This is a genomic window from Shewanella sp. 10N.261.52.F9 (genome assembly GCF_041471165.1).
In the GTDB taxonomy this organism is placed as follows: domain Bacteria; phylum Pseudomonadota; class Gammaproteobacteria; order Enterobacterales; family Shewanellaceae; genus Shewanella; species Shewanella marinintestina.
Genome location: NZ_JBFRNX010000022.1, coordinates 37631 through 57228, shown reverse-complemented (window position 1 = coordinate 57228; position 19598 = coordinate 37631). Strand labels below are relative to the sequence as shown.

12 protein-coding genes are annotated in these 19598 nt (G+C 42.7%); 7 read left to right on the top strand and 5 right to left on the bottom strand.

Features of this window, described 5'->3' with window-relative positions:
* Window positions 1–153: 153 nt before the first annotated feature.
* The 3 genes from AB4298_RS14350 to AB4298_RS14340 all read left to right on the top strand — a co-directional run bounded on the left by AB4298_RS14350 (window position 154) and on the right by AB4298_RS14340 (window position 5543).
* Entirely contained in the window at window positions 154–1227 is a 1074-nt protein-coding gene (locus AB4298_RS14350) for a methyltransferase (RefSeq protein ID WP_371987234.1), read from the top strand.
* A 117-nt stretch (window positions 1228–1344) separates the two neighbouring features.
* Window positions 1345–2334, top strand: coding sequence for a TDT family transporter (locus tag AB4298_RS14345; RefSeq protein ID WP_249000135.1), 990 nt, complete (start codon window positions 1345–1347; stop codon window positions 2332–2334).
* A 488-nt stretch (window positions 2335–2822) separates the two neighbouring features.
* The gene (locus tag AB4298_RS14340; RefSeq protein ID WP_249000136.1) at window positions 2823–5543 is read left to right on the top strand and encodes a TonB-dependent receptor plug domain-containing protein; all 2721 of its coding nucleotides are present in this window, start codon (window positions 2823–2825) and stop codon (window positions 5541–5543) included.
* A gap of 214 nt (window positions 5544–5757) precedes the next feature.
* On the opposite strand, the gene yfcC is transcribed toward AB4298_RS14340, so the two are convergent.
* The 3 genes from yfcC to focA all read right to left on the bottom strand — a co-directional run bounded on the left by yfcC (window position 5758) and on the right by focA (window position 10268).
* The gene (yfcC, locus tag AB4298_RS14335; RefSeq protein ID WP_371987233.1) at window positions 5758–7302 is read right to left on the bottom strand and encodes a putative basic amino acid antiporter YfcC; all 1545 of its coding nucleotides are present in this window, start codon (window positions 7300–7302) and stop codon (window positions 5758–5760) included.
* Window positions 7303–7460: 158 nt separating this feature from the next.
* Entirely contained in the window at window positions 7461–8903 is a 1443-nt protein-coding gene (panF, locus tag AB4298_RS14330) for a sodium/pantothenate symporter (protein WP_371987232.1), read from the bottom strand.
* A gap of 429 nt (window positions 8904–9332) precedes the next feature.
* Window positions 9333–10268: a formate transporter FocA gene (focA, locus tag AB4298_RS14325; protein WP_371987231.1), complete on the bottom strand. Its 936-nt coding sequence runs from the start codon at window positions 10266–10268 to the stop codon at window positions 9333–9335.
* 1356 nt (window positions 10269–11624) lie between these two features.
* On the opposite strand from focA, the gene pflB reads away from it, so the two are divergent.
* Entirely contained in the window at window positions 11625–13907 is a 2283-nt protein-coding gene (gene pflB, locus AB4298_RS14320; RefSeq protein ID WP_249000141.1) for a formate C-acetyltransferase, read from the top strand.
* 64 nt (window positions 13908–13971) lie between these two features.
* Window positions 13972–14712 carry a pyruvate formate lyase 1-activating protein gene (gene pflA, locus AB4298_RS14315; protein WP_249000142.1) on the top strand — a complete coding sequence of 247 codons (741 nt, stop codon included), beginning with the start codon at window positions 13972–13974 and terminating at the stop codon, window positions 14710–14712.
* A 23-nt stretch (window positions 14713–14735) separates the two neighbouring features.
* On the opposite strand, the gene yfbV is transcribed toward pflA, so the two are convergent.
* Window positions 14736–15179 carry a terminus macrodomain insulation protein YfbV gene (gene yfbV / locus AB4298_RS14310; RefSeq protein WP_249000143.1) on the bottom strand — a complete coding sequence of 148 codons (444 nt, stop codon included), beginning with the start codon at window positions 15177–15179 and terminating at the stop codon, window positions 14736–14738.
* 195 nt (window positions 15180–15374) lie between these two features.
* Between yfbV and ackA the strand changes: the two genes are divergently transcribed.
* Both ackA and pta read left to right on the top strand, forming a co-directional pair.
* Entirely contained in the window at window positions 15375–16571 is a 1197-nt protein-coding gene (ackA, locus tag AB4298_RS14305; RefSeq protein WP_220782488.1) for an acetate kinase, read from the top strand.
* A 100-nt stretch (window positions 16572–16671) separates the two neighbouring features.
* Entirely contained in the window at window positions 16672–18819 is a 2148-nt protein-coding gene (pta, locus tag AB4298_RS14300; protein ID WP_371987230.1) for a phosphate acetyltransferase, read from the top strand.
* 84 nt (window positions 18820–18903) lie between these two features.
* Here the strand turns inward: pta and AB4298_RS14295 are convergent, their stop codons facing one another.
* Window positions 18904–19254 carry a putative quinol monooxygenase gene (locus AB4298_RS14295; RefSeq protein WP_220782489.1) on the bottom strand — a complete coding sequence of 117 codons (351 nt, stop codon included), beginning with the start codon at window positions 19252–19254 and terminating at the stop codon, window positions 18904–18906.
* Window positions 19255–19598: the final 344 nt, after the last annotated feature.

The following is a 19598-nucleotide window of genomic DNA, read 5'->3' as shown; positions in this document are numbered from 1 at the left end:
CTAAAAATGGACTGCTAACGTTATAAAAGGGCTTCTTCAGCTGTAACAGGCCAACTTAGCACCTGAAGTCAGATCAAGTTCAAACAATAAACAAACTGTAACATGTAAAATGCGCGCCTCACTAATTATGTCATCGCTTATCTCGGTTAACTTATGTCCTTTTATCGCTCTCCTCTTTCTATCAGCGCTTTTGATGCAAAATTTGAAGCTCAGAAAATTGCTTTCGCCCCTATTAGCTTTCAAGTTGCCCGTTGCCTTTTGAAATTTAACCTATTGCAATTAATCTCTGAACACGGTGATAAAGGCTGTAGCCTAGATGCCTTAGCCATGCAGTCTGAACTATCTGAATATGCAATCGGTGTGCTAGTCGATATGGGACTTAGTATGGGTTTGCTTTACCTTAAAGATGATACCTACGTATTGGATAAGATTGGCCACTTTTTATTGCATGACGATATGGCGAAAGTGAACTTAAATTTTACCCATGACGTTTGTTACCAAGGTTTGTTTGAACTAGAGGCTTCTTTATTAGAGGGCAAACCTAAAGGTCTAGCTTCACTTGGTGATTGGCCTACTATTTATCCCGGTTTAAGCCAACTACCAGACGAGATAAAAAAGAGTTGGTTTGAGTTTGATCATTACTATTCAGACCATGCTTTTGAGTCATTGTTGCCGTTAATTTTTCAAGCACAGCCTAAGCTTATTGTCGATGTGGGTGGTAATACTGGTAAGTGGGCTCTCGCTTGTACTAGTTATAACTCAGACGTACAAGTCACCATAATGGATTTACCGGGACAATTAAAAGTTGCAATGGAAAATGCAGAAAATGCTGGCGTTGAACAGCGAGTACATGCTTTTGTGACTGATCTTTTAGACGAGCAAAAACCTTTTTGTGAAAACGGCGATCTATATTGGATGAGCCAATTCTTAGATTGCTTTTCTGAAGTAGAGATCCTTAGCATATTAAAACGTGCAGCTATGGTTATGAAACCAAATAGTGAGCTGTGTATTTTAGAAACTTTCTGGGATCGCCAACCCTTTGAGGCCGGTGCTTATTGTGTGAATGCAACTTCGCTATATTTTACCGCCATTGCCAACGGTAATAGCCGTATGTATCACAGTAAAACGCTACTTAAATTAATCAGCCAAGCGGGTTTATTTGTAGATGAAGATATCGATAACATTGGTCTTGGGCATACTCTGCTGCGTTGTAAACGCAAGCCTTAACTTCAAGCGAACACGGCGATTAAGAAAAATTGAACCCAAGATTAACTTAACTTCAATTTTAATTAATTAGCGTGTTCGCTAATATAATCTCATAAAGATTGTTAGAAGGATTTCATTATGACCAGCACAAATAACCAAACTCTTAGACATCGTGTTTCACGTCTACCTAGTCCAATGGCAGGTTTAGCATTAGCTATCGCAAGCCTTGGTTGGGCTTGGGAAAGCATGGTTCCAGGGTTAAATGGTCAAGGCCAACTAGTCGGTGCCTCTATTGCTGCAGTTATGTTGCTGATGTTAGTCGCGAAATTTGTACTTCACCCTAGAGTACTTATTGAAGAGCTGACCCACCCTGTAGTGGGCAGTGTGATCCCTACTTTTGCTATGGGCTTAATGGTTGTCTCTGCAGCTCTGGGGAAATTCAATCATGCTGTTGGCGTCGCTTTATGGTTGACTGCTATCGCCATCCATATCGGCTTTCTAAGCATGTTCATTTATTATCGTGCAATTGACTTCAAACTTGAGCATATGGTGCCAAGTTGGTTTGTTCCCCCTATCGGCATTATTGTCGCGGCTGTATCTTTCCCTCATGGCTCTGAAATGCAATATCAATGGCTCGCTGATGCAATATTGATGTTTGGTATGGTGAGCTACTTGGTGATGTTACCTATCATGTTATATCGCCTGATATTTTGTGAGCCAATTGCCGATGCAGCAAAGCCAACAATAGCGATTATGGCTGCGCCTGCGAGCTTATCTCTTGCTGGATACTTAACAATGACCTCGCAGCCATCTCTAATTATTGTAGGAGTATTGCTAACGTTAGCGTTACTGATGACAAGTGTGATTTACTTGGCTTTTTTCCACTTACTAAAACTGCCTTTTTCACCAGGGTATGCGGCATTTACCTTCCCTATGGTGATCGGTGCTACCGCCTTATTTAAAACTGTTAACTGGATAGTCGCTACATTCGGTGCCAACAATGTTTCAGCAGATTTGTTAATTACAGCCAAAGTAGAATTAATTGTAGCAACCCTAGTTGTCACTTATGTTGCAACAAAGTATCTGTTTCACTACAAAGGTAGCATCCTTAAGCGCAGCGTAATTTAGTAATCAGGTATATGAGTTTGTTCATTTTTTAATAGGCTGAGCCCAAGGTTATTACTTAGATCTCCTCATATTTTTTTACTTTGCACTTTAAATGCTAAACGCCAAACGTGACCTTCTTCACATTTGGCGTTTTTTGTTCACCCTCATACTAACAAGATTAAACAGCTGTACACTCCCAATAAAAGAAACCATACGGCAAACAATCAACCCCAAAAAACAAACCCATACGCAACACCAAAACAACAAATGCAACACCTGCAGTACAGCTAAACACCAAAAGTTAATATTAAGGGTGAAATAAGTTAATCGTGGCAACAATAAACCAACAAACCACACCGTAACACACCTGTAAATAGCATGTTGCTCCAGTTATTTACTTGTGTTTATATCCCGCCTCAGGAATAGCTTTTAGATACATTTGCAACATCTTAAAAAGCAAATCCTAAATAAAAAATATAATGATGATGAGTTCCAAGGGAGTAAAAGATATGCAGCTTAACTCAAGATTGGCCAAAGCAATCCGCTTTGCGTTAGCTACAGGTGCCGCAACAGCAGCACTTAGCTCGCCAGTAGTTCTTGCAGCCGATGATGAAAATGTAGAACGTATCCAAGTTACAGGTTCACGTATTCAACGTAGCGATATGGAAACAGCCACACCAGTCACAGTGTTAAGCGCTGATGAAATGTCTAAACAGGGTTTCACTAGCGTTCAAGAGGCATTAGAAAGCCTAACTTCGACAACTGGCGCGATGACAACTCAGTCTGTACACGGATTCACACCTGCAGCATCTTCTATCAGCCTACGTGGTGCAGGTGCAAACCGTACCTTAACCCTTATCAACGGTAAGCGTTTAAACCAATATCCAAAACCCGCTGGCGGAACAGACAACTTTGTTGATACTGCTAACCTGCCTATGGAAGCGGTACAACGAATTGAAATCCTACAATCGGGCGGTTCAGCTATTTATGGTGCTGACGCAGTAGGTGGGGTAATTAACATCATTCTAAAGAAAGATTTTGAAGGTGTAGCCCTTAAATACCGTCATGGCGATACCACTAACGGTGGCGGTGCAAGTGACCGTATTTCTCTATCATTGGGTGCGTCTTCAGACAGAGGTAACGTATCTAGCTTTATCGAATTTACTGACAACCAGTCTCTTTTAGCATCTGACAGAGATAACTTTGGTCTTCATACCGACAATGTTCCACATAGTGAGTTTTCTGGCTACAGCTCATACGGTGCGCGCATTGCAGGTGTTAAGCCTGTAGGCGGCGAAACTCCAACGGGTCAGCGCGTATTAACTGAACAAGAATGTGAAGCTGGCGGATTCCTTTGGACCGGCAGCACTTGTGGTTTCGATCGCTCTGCATGGCGTGATCTTCAACCTGAAAGTACACGTTTCATCAGCTCAACCAACTTCAACTATGAACTAGCTGAAGATGTTAGCTTTGTCGGACGTTTAGATTTTGCAGAAGCTAAGTCTGTTACTAACATCGAGCCTTCAGCATTTGATGATTACGACATCACAGTTGATGGTGACAAACTAACTGTCAGTTATGGTCAAATTGGCAAAGATGGGTACATGAGCAAAGAGTTCGACAAAGACACAGGTCTTGGTGGCGACTTTGCCAATGCAGAAGACGGCTCATATTACTATGCACGTCGTCTACATGAGTTAGGACATCGCTCAACAGAAACCAAAACTCGTAACTACTTCTTTACCGCAGGCTTGGAAGGCTTAATTGCTGACGAATACAGCTGGGATGCATCAGTAAACTACGGTCGCACCAGTGTCGATGTTTTCGGCAGCGGTAACGCGACTGTTGGCGGTATGTTTGACTACATCACTGCAGGCGAAAACGGTAACTCTCTGTTAGAAAATATCTCAGCAGAAGATGCAGATAAAGTGGCTTACAGCTCATTTGAACGTGCTCAGTCTACCCAAAAGAACGTACAAGCAAACATCACAGGTTCCTTATTTGAGATGGATGCTGGCGATGCGATGTTCGCGTTTGGTGCTGAATACACGATTCAAGACTACGAAACAGACTCTGATTCAGAGTCTAAAAATGGCAATATCTTAGGCAAAGGTGGTTCGTCAGGTGCTGGTGAACGCAAAAACTGGGCGACTTATGCTGAAGTTAGCTTCCCTGTATTAGATGATTTAACAATCGATGCAGCACTTCGTTACGACCATTACGATAACTTTGGCGGTAATCTTTCGCCACAAATTGCTGTTGAATACCGCCCTGTTAGAGAGCTGTTAGTTCGTGGTTCATGGAGCTCAGTATTCCGTGCACCAGATATGCACCGTGTATACGGCGATCCAACAGATGCATTTACGACTGTAATCGACTTTAAGCAATGTGCAGCTATGGGCGGTACACCAGGTACCGTTTATCCTGATGAACTGCTGAATGCGGTATGTAATGAATTACACATTGATACCACAACCGGTGCTAACCAAGAGCTTGATGCTGAGACAGGTTATACTGCTAACATAGGTGCTGTTTGGGGCGGTGATTCATTTGACGCTTCATTTGACTTATGGGAATGGAAACTTGATGACATGGTCAGCGACATCAGCGCTTCTCAAGCCGCTCGTGATTATGAGCTGTATGAAGACATGATCACCCGTGACGACCAAGGTACTATTACTCACATTAATGCTGTTGCACAAAACCTTGCTTACCAAAAGGTTCGCGGTTTAGATTTAACAGCAGGTTATTCTTGGGATCTAAATAGTTTTGGTGAGCTTAAGCTTAACTTTAGCGGTACCTATATCATCAATTCTGAGTACCAGTTAACTTCAACTGATCCTGTTGAAGATGATATCGAAAACGGTGGTTTACCACAGTATCGTGCAAACTTAATCTTGGGTTACTACATTGAAGATTTTGAGGCGACTTTAGGCGCTTACCACACAGCGCGTATGCATGGTGTACAGTACAAATCTTTCAAAGAAGCTGCTGAAAATGCAGGTGAAGCGTTTGTTGAAGAAGATCATGAAGTGGCTTCACAAACTAAGTGGAACCTAACTGCGGGCTACACTATCTCAGAGTCTATTAAGCTAAAAGCAGGTATCATTAACTTGTTTGATGCGGGTCCAAACTTTGACCCAACTGATACTCAGTGGCCTCATTACCCACGTGGGATCTACAATGCTCGTGGTCAAGAGTACTTTATTGAAGGTGAAGTGAAGTTCTAAGCTAAGCTCACTTAACCTGATAGTATTTTAAACGGCACCTTAGGTGCCGTTTTTTTATGTCTAAAGTAAGGCCGCCTAAATGACTAAAATCAAAAAATTTTTGATGAGAAAATAATTAAAAATATAATGCCAATCTATAATTGTGATTAATAAAAAGCTCCCAGAAAGGGAGCTTAAACAGCGTTATGTAAAAGTATCGTGCTCTATTTAATCGTTAGCTAAAACCCAAGTAATGCGCACCAATAACGATAACACTTGAAACAACAAATAACGCTAACATGAAACGCCAGATAAACTTAAGCCACTGGCCCCAGTCAACGCGGCAGACACCTAAGGTCGCCATCAAAGAAGCTGAAGTCGGTACTAAAATATTGGTAAAGCCGTCACCAAGTTGAAACGCGAGTACAGATACTTGCCGCGTGACCCCCACAAGATCAGCTAACGGTGCCATTAGCGGCATAGTTAACGCTGCTTGGCCTGATCCAGATGTTACAAAGAAATTAAACACCGACTGGAACACATACATAAACCAAGCAGACATCACACTTGGCAACTGACCAATAAACTCTCCAGCCTTACTCAAAATGGTATTGAGCACACTTGGAGTCGAAGCATCACCACCGCCAAGTAATAATAAAATACCGGAGGCGCAACCAACCAGTACAGCCGGCTCCAACATGGTTGCAGCGCCCTGCTTAAAGCTTACCGCGACCGTATTAATGTCCATTTTATTAAGTTTAAACACCACACCAATAATACCGACAACAATACCCATAGTGAAAAACTGACTGGCGATTTCAGGGATAAACCAGGCTTGGGTAACCACGCCCCAAATAATCCAAGCAACGGTAGCAAAAATCGTCAACAGCACTAAAATATCGCCGAGATTAAAACGACTATCTAACTTGGCTTCTTTTTGATTTTCTCTAAAATAGCTATCACTTTGATAACTGTATGAGTGCAGAGGGTTAGCTTTTACTTTTGCGCCGTAACGTAAGGTAAAAATTAGCCCCATTAAGGTAAAGACCGTCCACATAATAAAGCGGACACCCGCTCCAGAAAGTACCGGAACGCCAGCAATACCTTGAGCGATTGCAACACTAAATGGATTCATCCACGATGCGGCAAAACCTATTTGGGTGGCAACATAAGTCACCATAACAGTTGTTATACCGTCATAGCCTAAACGAATCATCAGTGGACAAATGATAATTGCAAATGCGATGGCCTCCTCGCCCATGCCAAATACTGCACCGCCTAACGAAAACAGGATGAAGATAACCGGTATAAACAGTCCCTCTTTTCCCCGTGTCACATCAATCAACTTTAATATGCCGTTGTCTATGGTGCCTGTAGCCATGACAATGCCAAACGCACCACCAATAACCAACATAAACATGATCACGCCAATAGCGCTGCCCCATTTAGAGCCCGATACCAAACCTTCAAAGGCAAAATTAAAAAAGCCTGCGCCGCCATGTCCTTCAAATAAGGCAACGGGCTTTAAAATGGGCTCTCCTGCATCATCAACTTCAAAGACAAAAGAGTTTGGATCAATAACGCTACGACTTTTTTCAACTCCGTCAACAACATAAGTCACTTCCTGAGTGTCAAAAGAGCCTATCGGTACAAAGTAAGTCAGAACGGCTGCCGCAATGGCGACAAAAAAGATGATGACGAGAGTGTCAGGCATTTTCCACCTTACACCAGAGGCAGTTGCTTGCTCGTTGCTAGTATTTATTGGGCTAACAGGATCCATTTTGCTTCCACTTTATTATTATATGGCGGCAAATATAAACCAATGTCTAGCCCTTGACCAGCATGGGGTTAACCTATTTATGTACAACTAACATTAAGCCATAACATTAGCGTTTCATAAGTTATACCTTTACTTAGGGATTAATACAGCCCCTCGTATTACTGATTAGTCACAGTTCGTTTAGCAAGCGCATGTTCGATGATATGATTGAGCAGCAACATAGATAGTGAAAACACCAGTGCAGGAACAATTGGATGTATACCCGCTTGCAAGGGGATTTGTAGCTGTAAGGCCAAATAACTCAGCATTCCGCTGCACATAGCAATCAAAGCCGACTGACCACTGACACTAGGGAAAAATAGTCCGGCTATTATAGGCCATAAAAAAACGGCCTGCAGAGCACCAAATGCCGCAAGGTTTATCCACACAATCATGTCTGGTGGCTCTATTGCCCAAAAACAAGCTAATGCCGTGATGACAATCATCATTACTTGCGTTAATCGAACTTGATGAGTAGGAGTCATATTGGGTCTAGTTTTTACAATGCCGTCACGCACGATACTCACTGCAGATTGCAATAACATTGAGTCCACTGATGACATTACTGCCGCAATAGGGGCTGCCAGTAAAATCCCTGCCCAAAACGGCGTCATCAGCTGCGCAATTAGCGTTGGCATGATTTGATCTGGGATCACTAATTCAGGAAAAAGAATGCGACCGAGAAAACCACATAGATGTGGGATGAGTGTCATTAAAAAACAGATTAATGTTCCCCAAATCATGCCACGCTTCAATGATTTACTATCTTTCACCGCAAGCAACCTGACAATAGTATGTGGTAAACCCATAGTTCCAAAGCAAATTAACACCCAAAACGACAACATCATAGGCCAGCCAAGGGCATCACCGACTCCATGAGGACTGAGTAATTCAGGTGTATTTGAGGTCTCAGATGCAAGCTTGCTCGCTAAATCTGGCTGAGAAAGAATAACCATCAACAAGATAATTAACCCCATCAGCATTACCATGCCTTGCAGCGCATCAGTTAAAACTACAGCGCGAAAGCCACCGGTTAATGTATAAGCCAGCACGGTTACGACAAACACACCAAGACCTAATTCATAACTTATGCCAGTAACACCTGAAAGCAAACGTGCACCGCCAATAAATTGCACCGCAATCATAGCCACAAAGCCAATCACTAAACTTAGCATAGCTATACTACTTAACCAGTTGTTGTTATAGCGATTGTCTAACCATTCAATAATGGTGCTGTATCGTTGTTTTTGCGCTAAAAACTTAGGCCCTAATACACCTAACGTTAAAATAACCACTGGCACTTGGATCACAGCAAGCCATACCCAGCCTAAGCCGTATTTATAAGCAGCCCCAGGACCACCAATAAATGACCCGGCACTGGTGTAGGTTGCAACAAGTGTTAACGCTAATAATGGACCACTAAGAAAAGCACCACCTATGAAAAAACGTTTCGCTTTATCATCATTAAGTAATGCTGACTGGCTAGATTGACGGGCACTCCAGACTCGAGTGATCACTAAGCTAAGCGCTAAATAAATTAATACCGGAATTAAGCTAGTCATTATGTTTTTCAGTCATACGGCTCAGCAACCAACTAAGGCTGACTATCAATAATATTGGCGTAGCAATACAGGAAAGCCAAAACCATAAGGGTAAACCATACCAAGTTCCAAGGTGTTGCAACCATAAAGGGCCGGCACACCAAAGGAAAAAGTAACTAAAAGCGAGTAACAATGAGGTTTTTGTAAGTAAACTCATATATGAGGAGCGCCACTGCTGGTGTAAGCCGTAAATTTTAATCAATAATAATCAGCGATACCAGCTATCTGCGGGCCATTTAGTAAAAACATGATTCGCGTTCAATTCTCATCACTAATAAAAACCTACGGATCATTATATAAAGTCACTAAACACAGTTTTCGTAACCAATAAAAAAGCAGCTCATCTGAACTGCTTTATTTAAGAAAAACCTAACACCTAGTAACCAAGCACTAACGCTTACTTGCAGAGTCCGCACGAGTCGTTGCATCAACAGACTGCGTGCTTTCATTAACTGATAGAGTTGTTAGCGCGCTGTTTTCTACCATCCAATAGCCCAAGCCTACAAATACACCGCCACCGACAATGTTACCTAACGTGACAGGGATAAGGTTATTGAAGACAAAGTTCATTATCGTTAAATCAGCAAACTTATCACGGCTAATGTTTAATGCTTCAAACCAGGCAGGATCAGCAAACTGGTGAATAGTGATCCCTAGCGGTACCATAAACATATTGGCGATGCTGTGCTCAAATCCACTGCTAACAAACATAGCAACTGGCAACATAAGCAGTACAACTTTAGTTAAAATATCTTTGGTGGCAAATGTCATCCATACACCAAGGCAAACCATCATGTTACATAAAATCCCCAAGACAAATGCTTGAGTCCAGCTGTGATGCAATTTATGTTGTGCAATATTCAGTGCACTTAATCCCCAACGTCCACCATCGAGTTGGTACATCCCGGCTAGCGTGATGAGTAACACCATCAACATAGCGCCAACAAAGTTACCGGCATACACGCGTGCCCAGCACTTCATTACCGCTAGAGTACTAACCTTTTTCTGTGCCCAAGCAACGCTACTAAGCACTGTGCTGGTGAATAACTCCCCACCACAAACCACAACTAGGATCAGACCTAAACTGAACGCTAAACCGCCTATAAAACGTGTTAGCCCCCAAGAACCTTGGCTACCGGTAGTGACGGTAATATAAAAAACAAAAGCCAAAGCAATAAAAGCACCCGCAAAAATAGCGAGTCCAAAAGATTGCTTCTTAGACTTGAAAACTTTATCTGCGCCATAACTCGCAGCTTGTTCAACGAGGCTCAATTTAGCTGCAGACAAAGTGTCAGGTGCCTTGTTTGGCTGGTGATTCACAGTCATTTAATCCACCCAATATGGTTACGTCTGTCAAAACCGAATACAAATAACATAAACTTTCTCCACAACCCCAATATTCATCAATCACTTACAGTCTAAACAAGACTTAAAAATACAGAACCAAAACCAGTATGTTCAATGAGGGTTAGCGCCTCAAAGGTAAATTGGTCATACCAATTTGATTTTATGTAAGCCAAGATAACATAGCTGTAAAATAAAGGCATTAAAAACGCCTTACTAATATAGCAAAATATGATCATAGTTTAATCTAGATCTAATTATGACGAGTTTATCCCATTCATTTATGTCGATTCGTTGATGGGAAGAGCCATTTACTGCAATACAATCGCCCTGCTGTACTGGTTTTTCTCGGTTACAGATATACAAAAAAAACATATCTTTTGTGATAACGGATGCTATTCGGAATAGGTTGCAGCTGCTTTATAATCACTAAAAAAATCTCCAAATTTATCCGTGTCGCCTATAGCCATTATTATTAGCCAGCCAAAAGCCCACTCGACTATCGCGGTAGCACTTTCCCTTATCGCAACATGCCATTTCCAGTTAAAGCTGTAATATCACTCTTACAAAATATGACCTGAGCAGTTTTGCCGTATTGCCCCTAAAACCGGTAAATACATACAGGTTACAAGTTAGCAACCTCACACCGACTAGAGCATTAAAGATAGTGGTTTATTGTCTTAGCTAAACAATTAAATGACCACTTTATTGATTACTACAGCTTGACTAACACATTTAGCCGTTATTTTTTAGCCAAGTTGATTCATATGTATTCAACTTCAAGCTCACAATTAAATGCTTACTAACTAGACCGACATTGGTAACAGAGGTAATTTTTCATCTATAATTTCGATGCTATTTATAGAGCTTTTATTGTTAAAGCATTATTTCTAGCAAGAAGTTAGCTTGATATTGAAACTCTGAGCATAGGCTTACATATTCACTTTAAGTAACCTGCGAAAATCAGACCAGTTTTAAACTCAAGCAATAAACCTGAGACACTAAAAGCAGCTATCGTTCAAAAAGTGCTACCTCGGTAACAGTTTTTGCATTTCTCAGCCAGATGAAGACTGATTTAAGTGCAGTGCATCCTAGGTTATGCTAATATAATCATGGTTAATTGGTCTTACCAATTTTAATCTTCAGCCAGAGATGAGTGCTGGAGAATACAAGACAATTGAACTGAACAGATTACTGCGAAGTGAAATTACTTCGAAACGCGTCAATATGAATTCATGTTTAACGCGTTTAAGAATTTACTATTGGTGTATCGCACGCCTCATTTAGAGCCAATATCGATACCCAACAACCTTATCTCAAACAGAAGGTAATTGTACGATGACCGAAAAAACTGAACAGTTTGCAACCGCGTGGGCAGGTTTCACCGCTGGCGATTGGAAAACTGAAGTCAATGTGCGTGACTTTATTCAAGCTAACTACACTCCTTATGAAGGCGATGAGTCTTTCCTTGCTGGTGCTACTGAAGCAACAACCGAACTTTGGGACAAAGTTATGGTTGGCGTTAAAGAAGAAAACCGCACTCACGCTCCTGTAGATTTTGATACTTCACGTGTATCAACAATCACTTCTCACGAAGCGGGTTACATTACTAAAGATCTAGAAACTATCGTTGGTTTACAAACAGAAGCTCCGCTTAAGCGCGCTATGTTGCCAAACGGTGGTATTCGTATGGTTGAAAGTTCTTGCGCTGCATACGGCCGTGAACTAGACGCTGACGTTAAATACGTATACTCAGAGCTACGTAAGACACACAACCAAGGTGTGTTCGATATCTACACTCCAGAAATCATGCGTTGTCGTAAGTCTGGCGTTTTGACTGGTTTACCAGATGCATACGGCCGTGGTCGTATCATTGGTGACTACCGTCGTGTAGCGCTATACGGTATTGATTTCCTAATGGCGGACAAGTTTGCTCAATTCAGTTCACTTCAGTCTGACTTCGAAACTGGCGAAAACTTGTCTTATACTATGCAACTTCGTGAAGAAATTGCAGAGCAGCATAAAGCTCTAGGTCAAATGAAGAAGATGGCAGCAAGCTACGGCTTCGACATCTCTCTACCTGCGACTAATGCTCAAGAAGCTATTCAGTGGACTTACTTCGGCTACCTAGCTGCAGTTAAGAGCCAGAATGGCGCGGCTATGTCTTTAGGTCGTACTTCTAGCTTCCTAGATATCTTCATTGAACGCGACATCAAAAATGGCGTGATCACTGAGCAACAAGCTCAAGAAATGGTTGACCATTTCGTAATGAAGCTACGTATGGTTCGTTTCCTACGTACTCCTGAATACGATGAGTTATTCTCTGGTGACCCAATCTGGGCGACTGAGTCTATCGCTGGTATGGGTCTTGACGGTCGTACACTAGTAACTAAGTCTAGCTTCCGTTTCCTACACACATTGTACAACATGGGTCCTAGCCCAGAGCCGAACATCACGGTTCTATGGTCTGAGCAATTACCGCTAAACTTCAAGAAGTACGCGTCTAAAGTATCTATCGATACGAGCTCTATCCAGTACGAAAACGATGACCTAATGCGCCCAGATTTCGAATCTGACGATTACGCTATCGCTTGTTGTGTAAGCCCAATGGTTGTTGGTAAGCACATGCAATTCTTCGGCGCGCGTGCAAACCTTGCTAAGACTATGCTGTATGCAATTAACGGCGGTGTTGACGAAAAACTTAACGCTCAAATCGGTCCTAAGTCAGCTCCAATCACTGACGAAGTACTAAACTTTGATGACGTTATGGGTCGTTTAGACACTATGATGGACTGGTTAGCAACACAATATGTGTCTGCACTAAACGCTATCCACTTCATGCACGACAAGTACTCTTATGAATCTGCTCTAATGGCACTTCATGACAGAGATGTACGTCGTACTATGGCGTGTGGTATCGCAGGTCTTTCTATCACTGCTGACTCTCTAGCTGCTATCAAGTACGCTACTGTTAAGCCAATCCGTGATGAAAACGGTATTGCTGTAGACTTCGACATCGAAGGCGACTATCCAAAGTTCGGTAACAACGACCCACGTGTTGATGATATCGCTACTGAATTAGTTGAGCGCTTCATGGCTAAGATCCGTCGCATGAAGATGTACCGCAACGCGATCCCAACACAGTCTATCTTAACCATTACTTCTAACGTTGTTTACGGTAAGAAGACGGGTAACACACCTGACGGTCGTCGTTCTGGCGCGCCATTTGCTCCAGGTGCTAACCCAATGCACGGTCGTGATGAAAAAGGCGCTATCGCTTCTTTAACATCTGTTGCTAAACTACCATTTGCTCACGCTCAAGACGGTATTTCTTACACCTTCTCTATCGTACCTAACGCACTAGGTAAAGATGATGATGCACGTAAGACTAACCTTGCAGCGCTTATGGATGGTTACTTCGCTCACAACGATAACCGTGAAGGTGGTCAACACTTAAACGTTAACGTTATGAACCGCGAAATGCTTGAAGACGCAGTAGTTAACCCAGATAAGTACCCACAGTTAACTATCCGTGTTTCTGGTTACGCAGTACGTTTTAACTCGCTAACACCAGAGCAACAGCAAGACGTTATTACCCGTACCTTTACTAAAGGTCTGTAAGTTTAATTAAGTGTCGATTGGGCTGATGCTAGGCTAAGCCAGCATCAGCTAAACAGGAGTATAGATGGCAGTTATCGGTCGGATTCATTCAATAGAATCTTTTGGAACAGTAGATGGTCCGGGCATTCGGTTTATCACCTTTATGCAAGGCTGCTTAATGCGCTGTCTATACTGCCATAACCGCGACACTTGGGACTTACACGGTGGTAAAGAAATGAAAGTCGATGACTTAATGAGTCAAATCATTAGTTATCGACCTTTTCTTGAAGCCAGTGGCGGTGGTGTGACCGCAAGCGGCGGCGAAGCAATTTTACAAGCAGACTTCGTAGCTGAGCTTTTCAAAGCCTGTAAAAAAGAAGGTATTCATACCTGTCTTGATACCAACGGTTTTGTTCGTAAACACACACCGATTATCGATGAATTACTCGATAACACAGATTTGGTGATGCTAGATATCAAACAGATTGATGATGCAAAGCATATCGATCTAACCAATGTCAGCAACCAGCGTACGCTTCAGTTTGCAGAATACCTGCACAAGCGTGGGCAAAAAACTTGGATTAGATACGTGGTAGTTGGTGGTTACACCGACGATATCCCATCAGCGCAGGCTCTTGCTGAATTTATTCAACCTATGACTAACGTGGAAAAGGTCGAGTTACTCCCTTATCACGAACTAGGTAAGCATAAGTGGGAAGCGATGGGAGAGAAATATGAACTTAATGATATTTCTCCACCTAGTAAAGAGACCATGGAACTGATAAAGCAAACTTTTACCAATTTAGGTATTAACGCAGTTTATTAATATTGCGGGGAAAACGGGAAGTGCTACAGCTCTTCCCAATAGCTAGCGTCTAAGCGCTCGAAAGCGGCCTTTAAAATGAGTGCCATATCGAAATAACATGCTTTAGCGCCAAGCGGTCGGCAATTAACACCTAATTGGATTAATTTAGTCGATAATTGATTGCCCCAATCAAGTAATGAAAGCGGCAGTGGATGGCGAGCACGCCAACCTAACCAAAGTAAGCCTTGAATAGGCAAGCTGATAAAGAATAACGCGATAGTTATCGCCTGGGGTAAATAGCTCCAACCGTGCAAGTATAGCTGACTCGCTGCCGCTAATATGGCCAATAATGGCATTAACGGTAGAGCAAGTTTAGTGGCTCGCATAACGCGATACTCAGGAAAGTAAAAACTGAGTTGTCGAACCATAGGCCAAGTCTTCATATAACGACGACCTTCGCCCAAGGTTTTGAGAACTTGAATGCTCAAAGATGGCACCTATAAATAAAAAGAACAGCCTAACTTTAGCATAAACACTCAGCATGCCCCAAGGGCTAGCGCAGAGTATGACACAAATTTTGCTCTTTTGAAGAGCATACTTTACGACTTCGGCTATAGTTGCCATAGAAGTTTTGTTACTGGGTGGATCAAACGGATCCACTATTTATTGCAAAAGGTTTAAACATGTCAAACAAACTGGTACTGGTACTTAACTGTGGTAGTTCATCTCTAAAGTTTGCAGTTATTGATGCGCTAACTGGCGATGACCAAATTTCAGGTCTAGCTGAGTGTTTTGGTCTTGAAGATTCAAGAATCAAATGGAAAGTTAACGGCCAGAAAAGTGAAGCTAGCCTAGGTGCTTTCACTGCTCACAGAGAAGCTGTTGAATACATTGTTAACGACATTCTAGGTGCTCACCCAGAAATCGCTGCAGAGATCCAAGCAATTGGTCACCGTGTAGTACACGGCGGTGAGAAATTCACTCGCTCAGTAATCATTGACGAATCAGTTATTCACGGTATTGAAGACTGTGCAACACTTGCACCTCTTCACAACCCAGCTCACCTAATCGGTATTCGTGCAGCTCAAGCATCATTCCCAGCACTACCACAAGTTGCTGTGTTTGATACTGCGTTCCACCAGACTATGCCAGAAAAAGCATACATCTACGCACTGCCATACAAGCTATACCGCGAAAACGCAATCCGTCGCTATGGCATGCACGGTACTAGCCACCTATTCATCAGCCGCGAAGCTGCTGCAGCACTAGGTAAAGACGAAGCTGACACAAACATCATTTGTGCTCACCTAGGTAACGGCGCATCTGTTACTGCTATTAAAGGCGGTAAGAGTGTAGATACTTCTATGGGTCTGACTCCACTAGAAGGTTTGGTAATGGGTACACGTTGTGGTGACGTTGATCCTTCAGTTATCTTCCACCTAGTTAACCGTTTAGGTTACACACTTGACGAAGTTGAGTCAGTACTTAACAAGCAAAGTGGTCTACTAGGTATTTCTGAACTAACTAACGATTGCCGTGGCATCGAAGAAGGTTTTGAAAGTGGTCACAAAGGCGCGACACTAGCACTAGAAATCTTCTGCTACCGTCTAGCTAAGTACATCGCTTCTTACACTGTGCCACTAGAGCGTCTTGACGCAGTTGTGTTCACTGGTGGTATCGGTGAAAACTCTGATCTAATCCGTGAGAAAGTTCTTAACTCTCTAGCGATCTTCAACTTCAACGTTGATAAAGAGCGTAACGCTGCAGCTCGTTTCGGTAACGGTGGCCAAATCACTACTGATGAAGGTACTGTTGCTATGGTTATCCCTACTAATGAAGAGTGGGTTATTGCGCAAGACGCAATCGAGCTAATCAAGTAATAAAGCAAAAATACGGCTAATACTCAGTATTAGCCGTAGTTAGCGCAGTAAAGATTTTAGTCATACTTTGTATGGCATCACCGAGTTTCAAGAGGTCAATATGTCTCGTAACATTATGCTCATTCCAGTGGGTACCGGCGTGGGTTTAACTTCCATCAGCCTAGGTATGGTTCGTGCACTTGAACGCCATGGCGTTAAAGTACGCTTTTTCAAGCCAATCGCCCAACAACGTCCAAACGACAATGGTCCAGAGCGCTCTACGACAATTTTGAGCAAGTCTCCAACTGTTAATCCGCTTGAGCCATTCGAGATGGAACATGCAGAAAAGCTAATTCGTGCAGACCAAACTGACGTGTTGATGGAGCAGATCATTGCTCGTGCAACAGAATGTGCTGATGATACAGAAACCTTGATCGTTGAAGGTTTGGTGCAAACTCGTAACCATCCTTTCTCTAGCGATGTTAACCATGCAATCGCTAAAGCACTTGATGCAGACATCATCTTTGTTGCTACACCAGGCAACGAAAGTGCTACAGCATTAATGAACCGCCTAGAGATTTCTCATAACTCTTGGGGTGGATCTGAAAACAAGCGTCTAATTGGTGCTATCGTCAACAAAATTGGCGCACCGGTTGATGACGAAGGTCGCGCGCGCCCTGACCTATCAGAAGTATTTGACCATGACGAAATGCCGCGCCCAGACGCAGCAAGCATGTTCCAACTTCCAGGTAAGAGCCCACTACGTATTTTAGGTAGCGTGCCTTACAACCTAGATCTTGTTGCCCCACGTGCATCAGATCTTGCTAAGCACTTAAGCGCTAAAATCATCAACGCTGGTGAGATGAACACTCGCCGTATGCGTAAAGTGACTTTCTGTGCACGTAGCATCCCGAATATGGTTACCCATATTAAAACTGACTCACTACTAGTGACTTCAGGCGACCGCTCAGACGTTATCGTATCTGCATGTCTTGCATCGATGAATGGCGTTAAAGTGGGCGCACTACTACTTACTGGCGGTTATGAGCCAGAGCCACAGATCATGGAGCTTTGTGAACAAGCTTTCGAAACAGGCTTACCAGTATTCTTAATCGATACTAACACATGGCAAACAGCGTTAAACATCCAGCGTTTCGACCACGAAGTGCCTGTAGATGACGCTGTACGTATTGAACAAGTTCAAGAATACGTTGCCAGCCACATCGACCAAAACTGGGTTGAGAGCATCACTAAGAACTCTCCACGTGAACACCGTCTATCGCCACCTGCATTCCGTTACAAGCTAACTGAACTTGCTCGTGCTGCGCGTAAGACTGTTGTACTGCCAGAAGGTGATGAGCCAAGAACAATCGAAGCTGCAGCTATTTGTGCTGAACGTGGTATCGCTCGTTGCGTGCTTTTAGGTAACCGCGAAGAGATCGAACGTATTGCCAGCCAACAAGGTGTTGTATTAGGTGAAGGCGTAGAAATCGTTGATCCTGAAACATCACGCAGCCGTTACGTTGAAGCTATGGTTGAGCTACGTCGTGGTAAAGGCCTAACTGAAGTTGTTGCTAAAGAGCAATTAGAAGACAACATGGTACTAGGTACTATGATGCTTGCTCAAGGCGAAGTAGACGGTATTGTTTCTGGTGCGGTTAACACAACAGCGAACACAATTCGTCCACCACTACAGTTAATCAAAACTGCACCAGGTTCAAACCTAGTCTCGTCTATCTTCTTCATGCTAATGCCTGATCAAGTATACATCTACGGTGACTGTGCGATTAACCCAGATCCAAGCGCTGAGCAGTTAGCTGATATCGCGATTCAATCTGCAGAGTCTGCAATTGCATTCGGTATTGAGCCACGCGTTGCCATGATCAGTTACTCTACCGGTAGTTCAGGTACAGGTTCTGACGTAGATAAAGTTCGTGAAGCGACTCGTATTGCTCAAGAAAGACGTCCAGATCTAATGATCGACGGCCCTCTACAGTACGACGCAGCAGTAATGCCAAACGTTGCACGCTCTAAAGCGCCTAACAGCCCTGTTGCTGGTCAAGCGACTGTATTCGTATTCCCAGATCTAAACACGGGTAATACAACATACAAAGCAGTACAACGTAGTGCTGACTTGATCTCTATTGGTCCAATGCTTCAAGGTATGCGTAAGCCAGTGAACGATCTATCACGCGGCGCGCTAGTAGACGATATCGTTTACACTATCGCTCTAACTGCGATTCAAGCGGCTCAAAACGAACAAGCTTAATTAGCCTCGTTTAAATCCTAATAAAAAGCCTGCATTTGCAGGCTTTTTTGTTTTTAAATCTGTTTATAAACATTATGGACAGGATTATTTGTAAATCGGACTATCGTAATGGTGCCCTTCGTCACTGTAAGCGGTAACAATCGCATCAGCGACTAAGCCTGTTTCAGCTTGCACTTGAGTTTCAAAAAAGTGCTGAATTTGCTTACGAGTACCATGGGCAGCCCAAGCCTCTGCGCTTTGCCAGATCTCGTTAAATACAATCGGATATTCATTACGTGTAGCACTCGGATGATCAATCTGACGGGTGAGCATATATTGAATACAGCCCTCTTCTCTATATGAATCCGGCTCTAACGCTTTTAACACTTCAAATAATTCCGCTTCTTTACCCGGCTTAGGTTTAAATTGCGCTAATACATATACACGGCTAGACATATTCACTTCCTTCAGCTTTTTCAGTTAAAACAGATACTAGATGAGTTTTTAAGCAAATAATAGTTATACCAAGTAACTCAGGTTAATTGGCTACGCCGTATATTCAATTAAAGATAATTTGAGATGGTTATACGATCGCAAGATCGTTTATCTGCGCTAGAAATAGCGATTTTGATGCTTTAAAAGTAGATAAATATTAGACAAAACAGAATGTATCAAAAAATAACCAGTAGATTTACTGGTTACGAATCAGCAGCTTAAGCATGTTAAAAATAGTCTTCAACATGGTTATCCACAGATTCTGTGGATAACCTTTTCAAGTCATCTATACAGATATGCCTTAG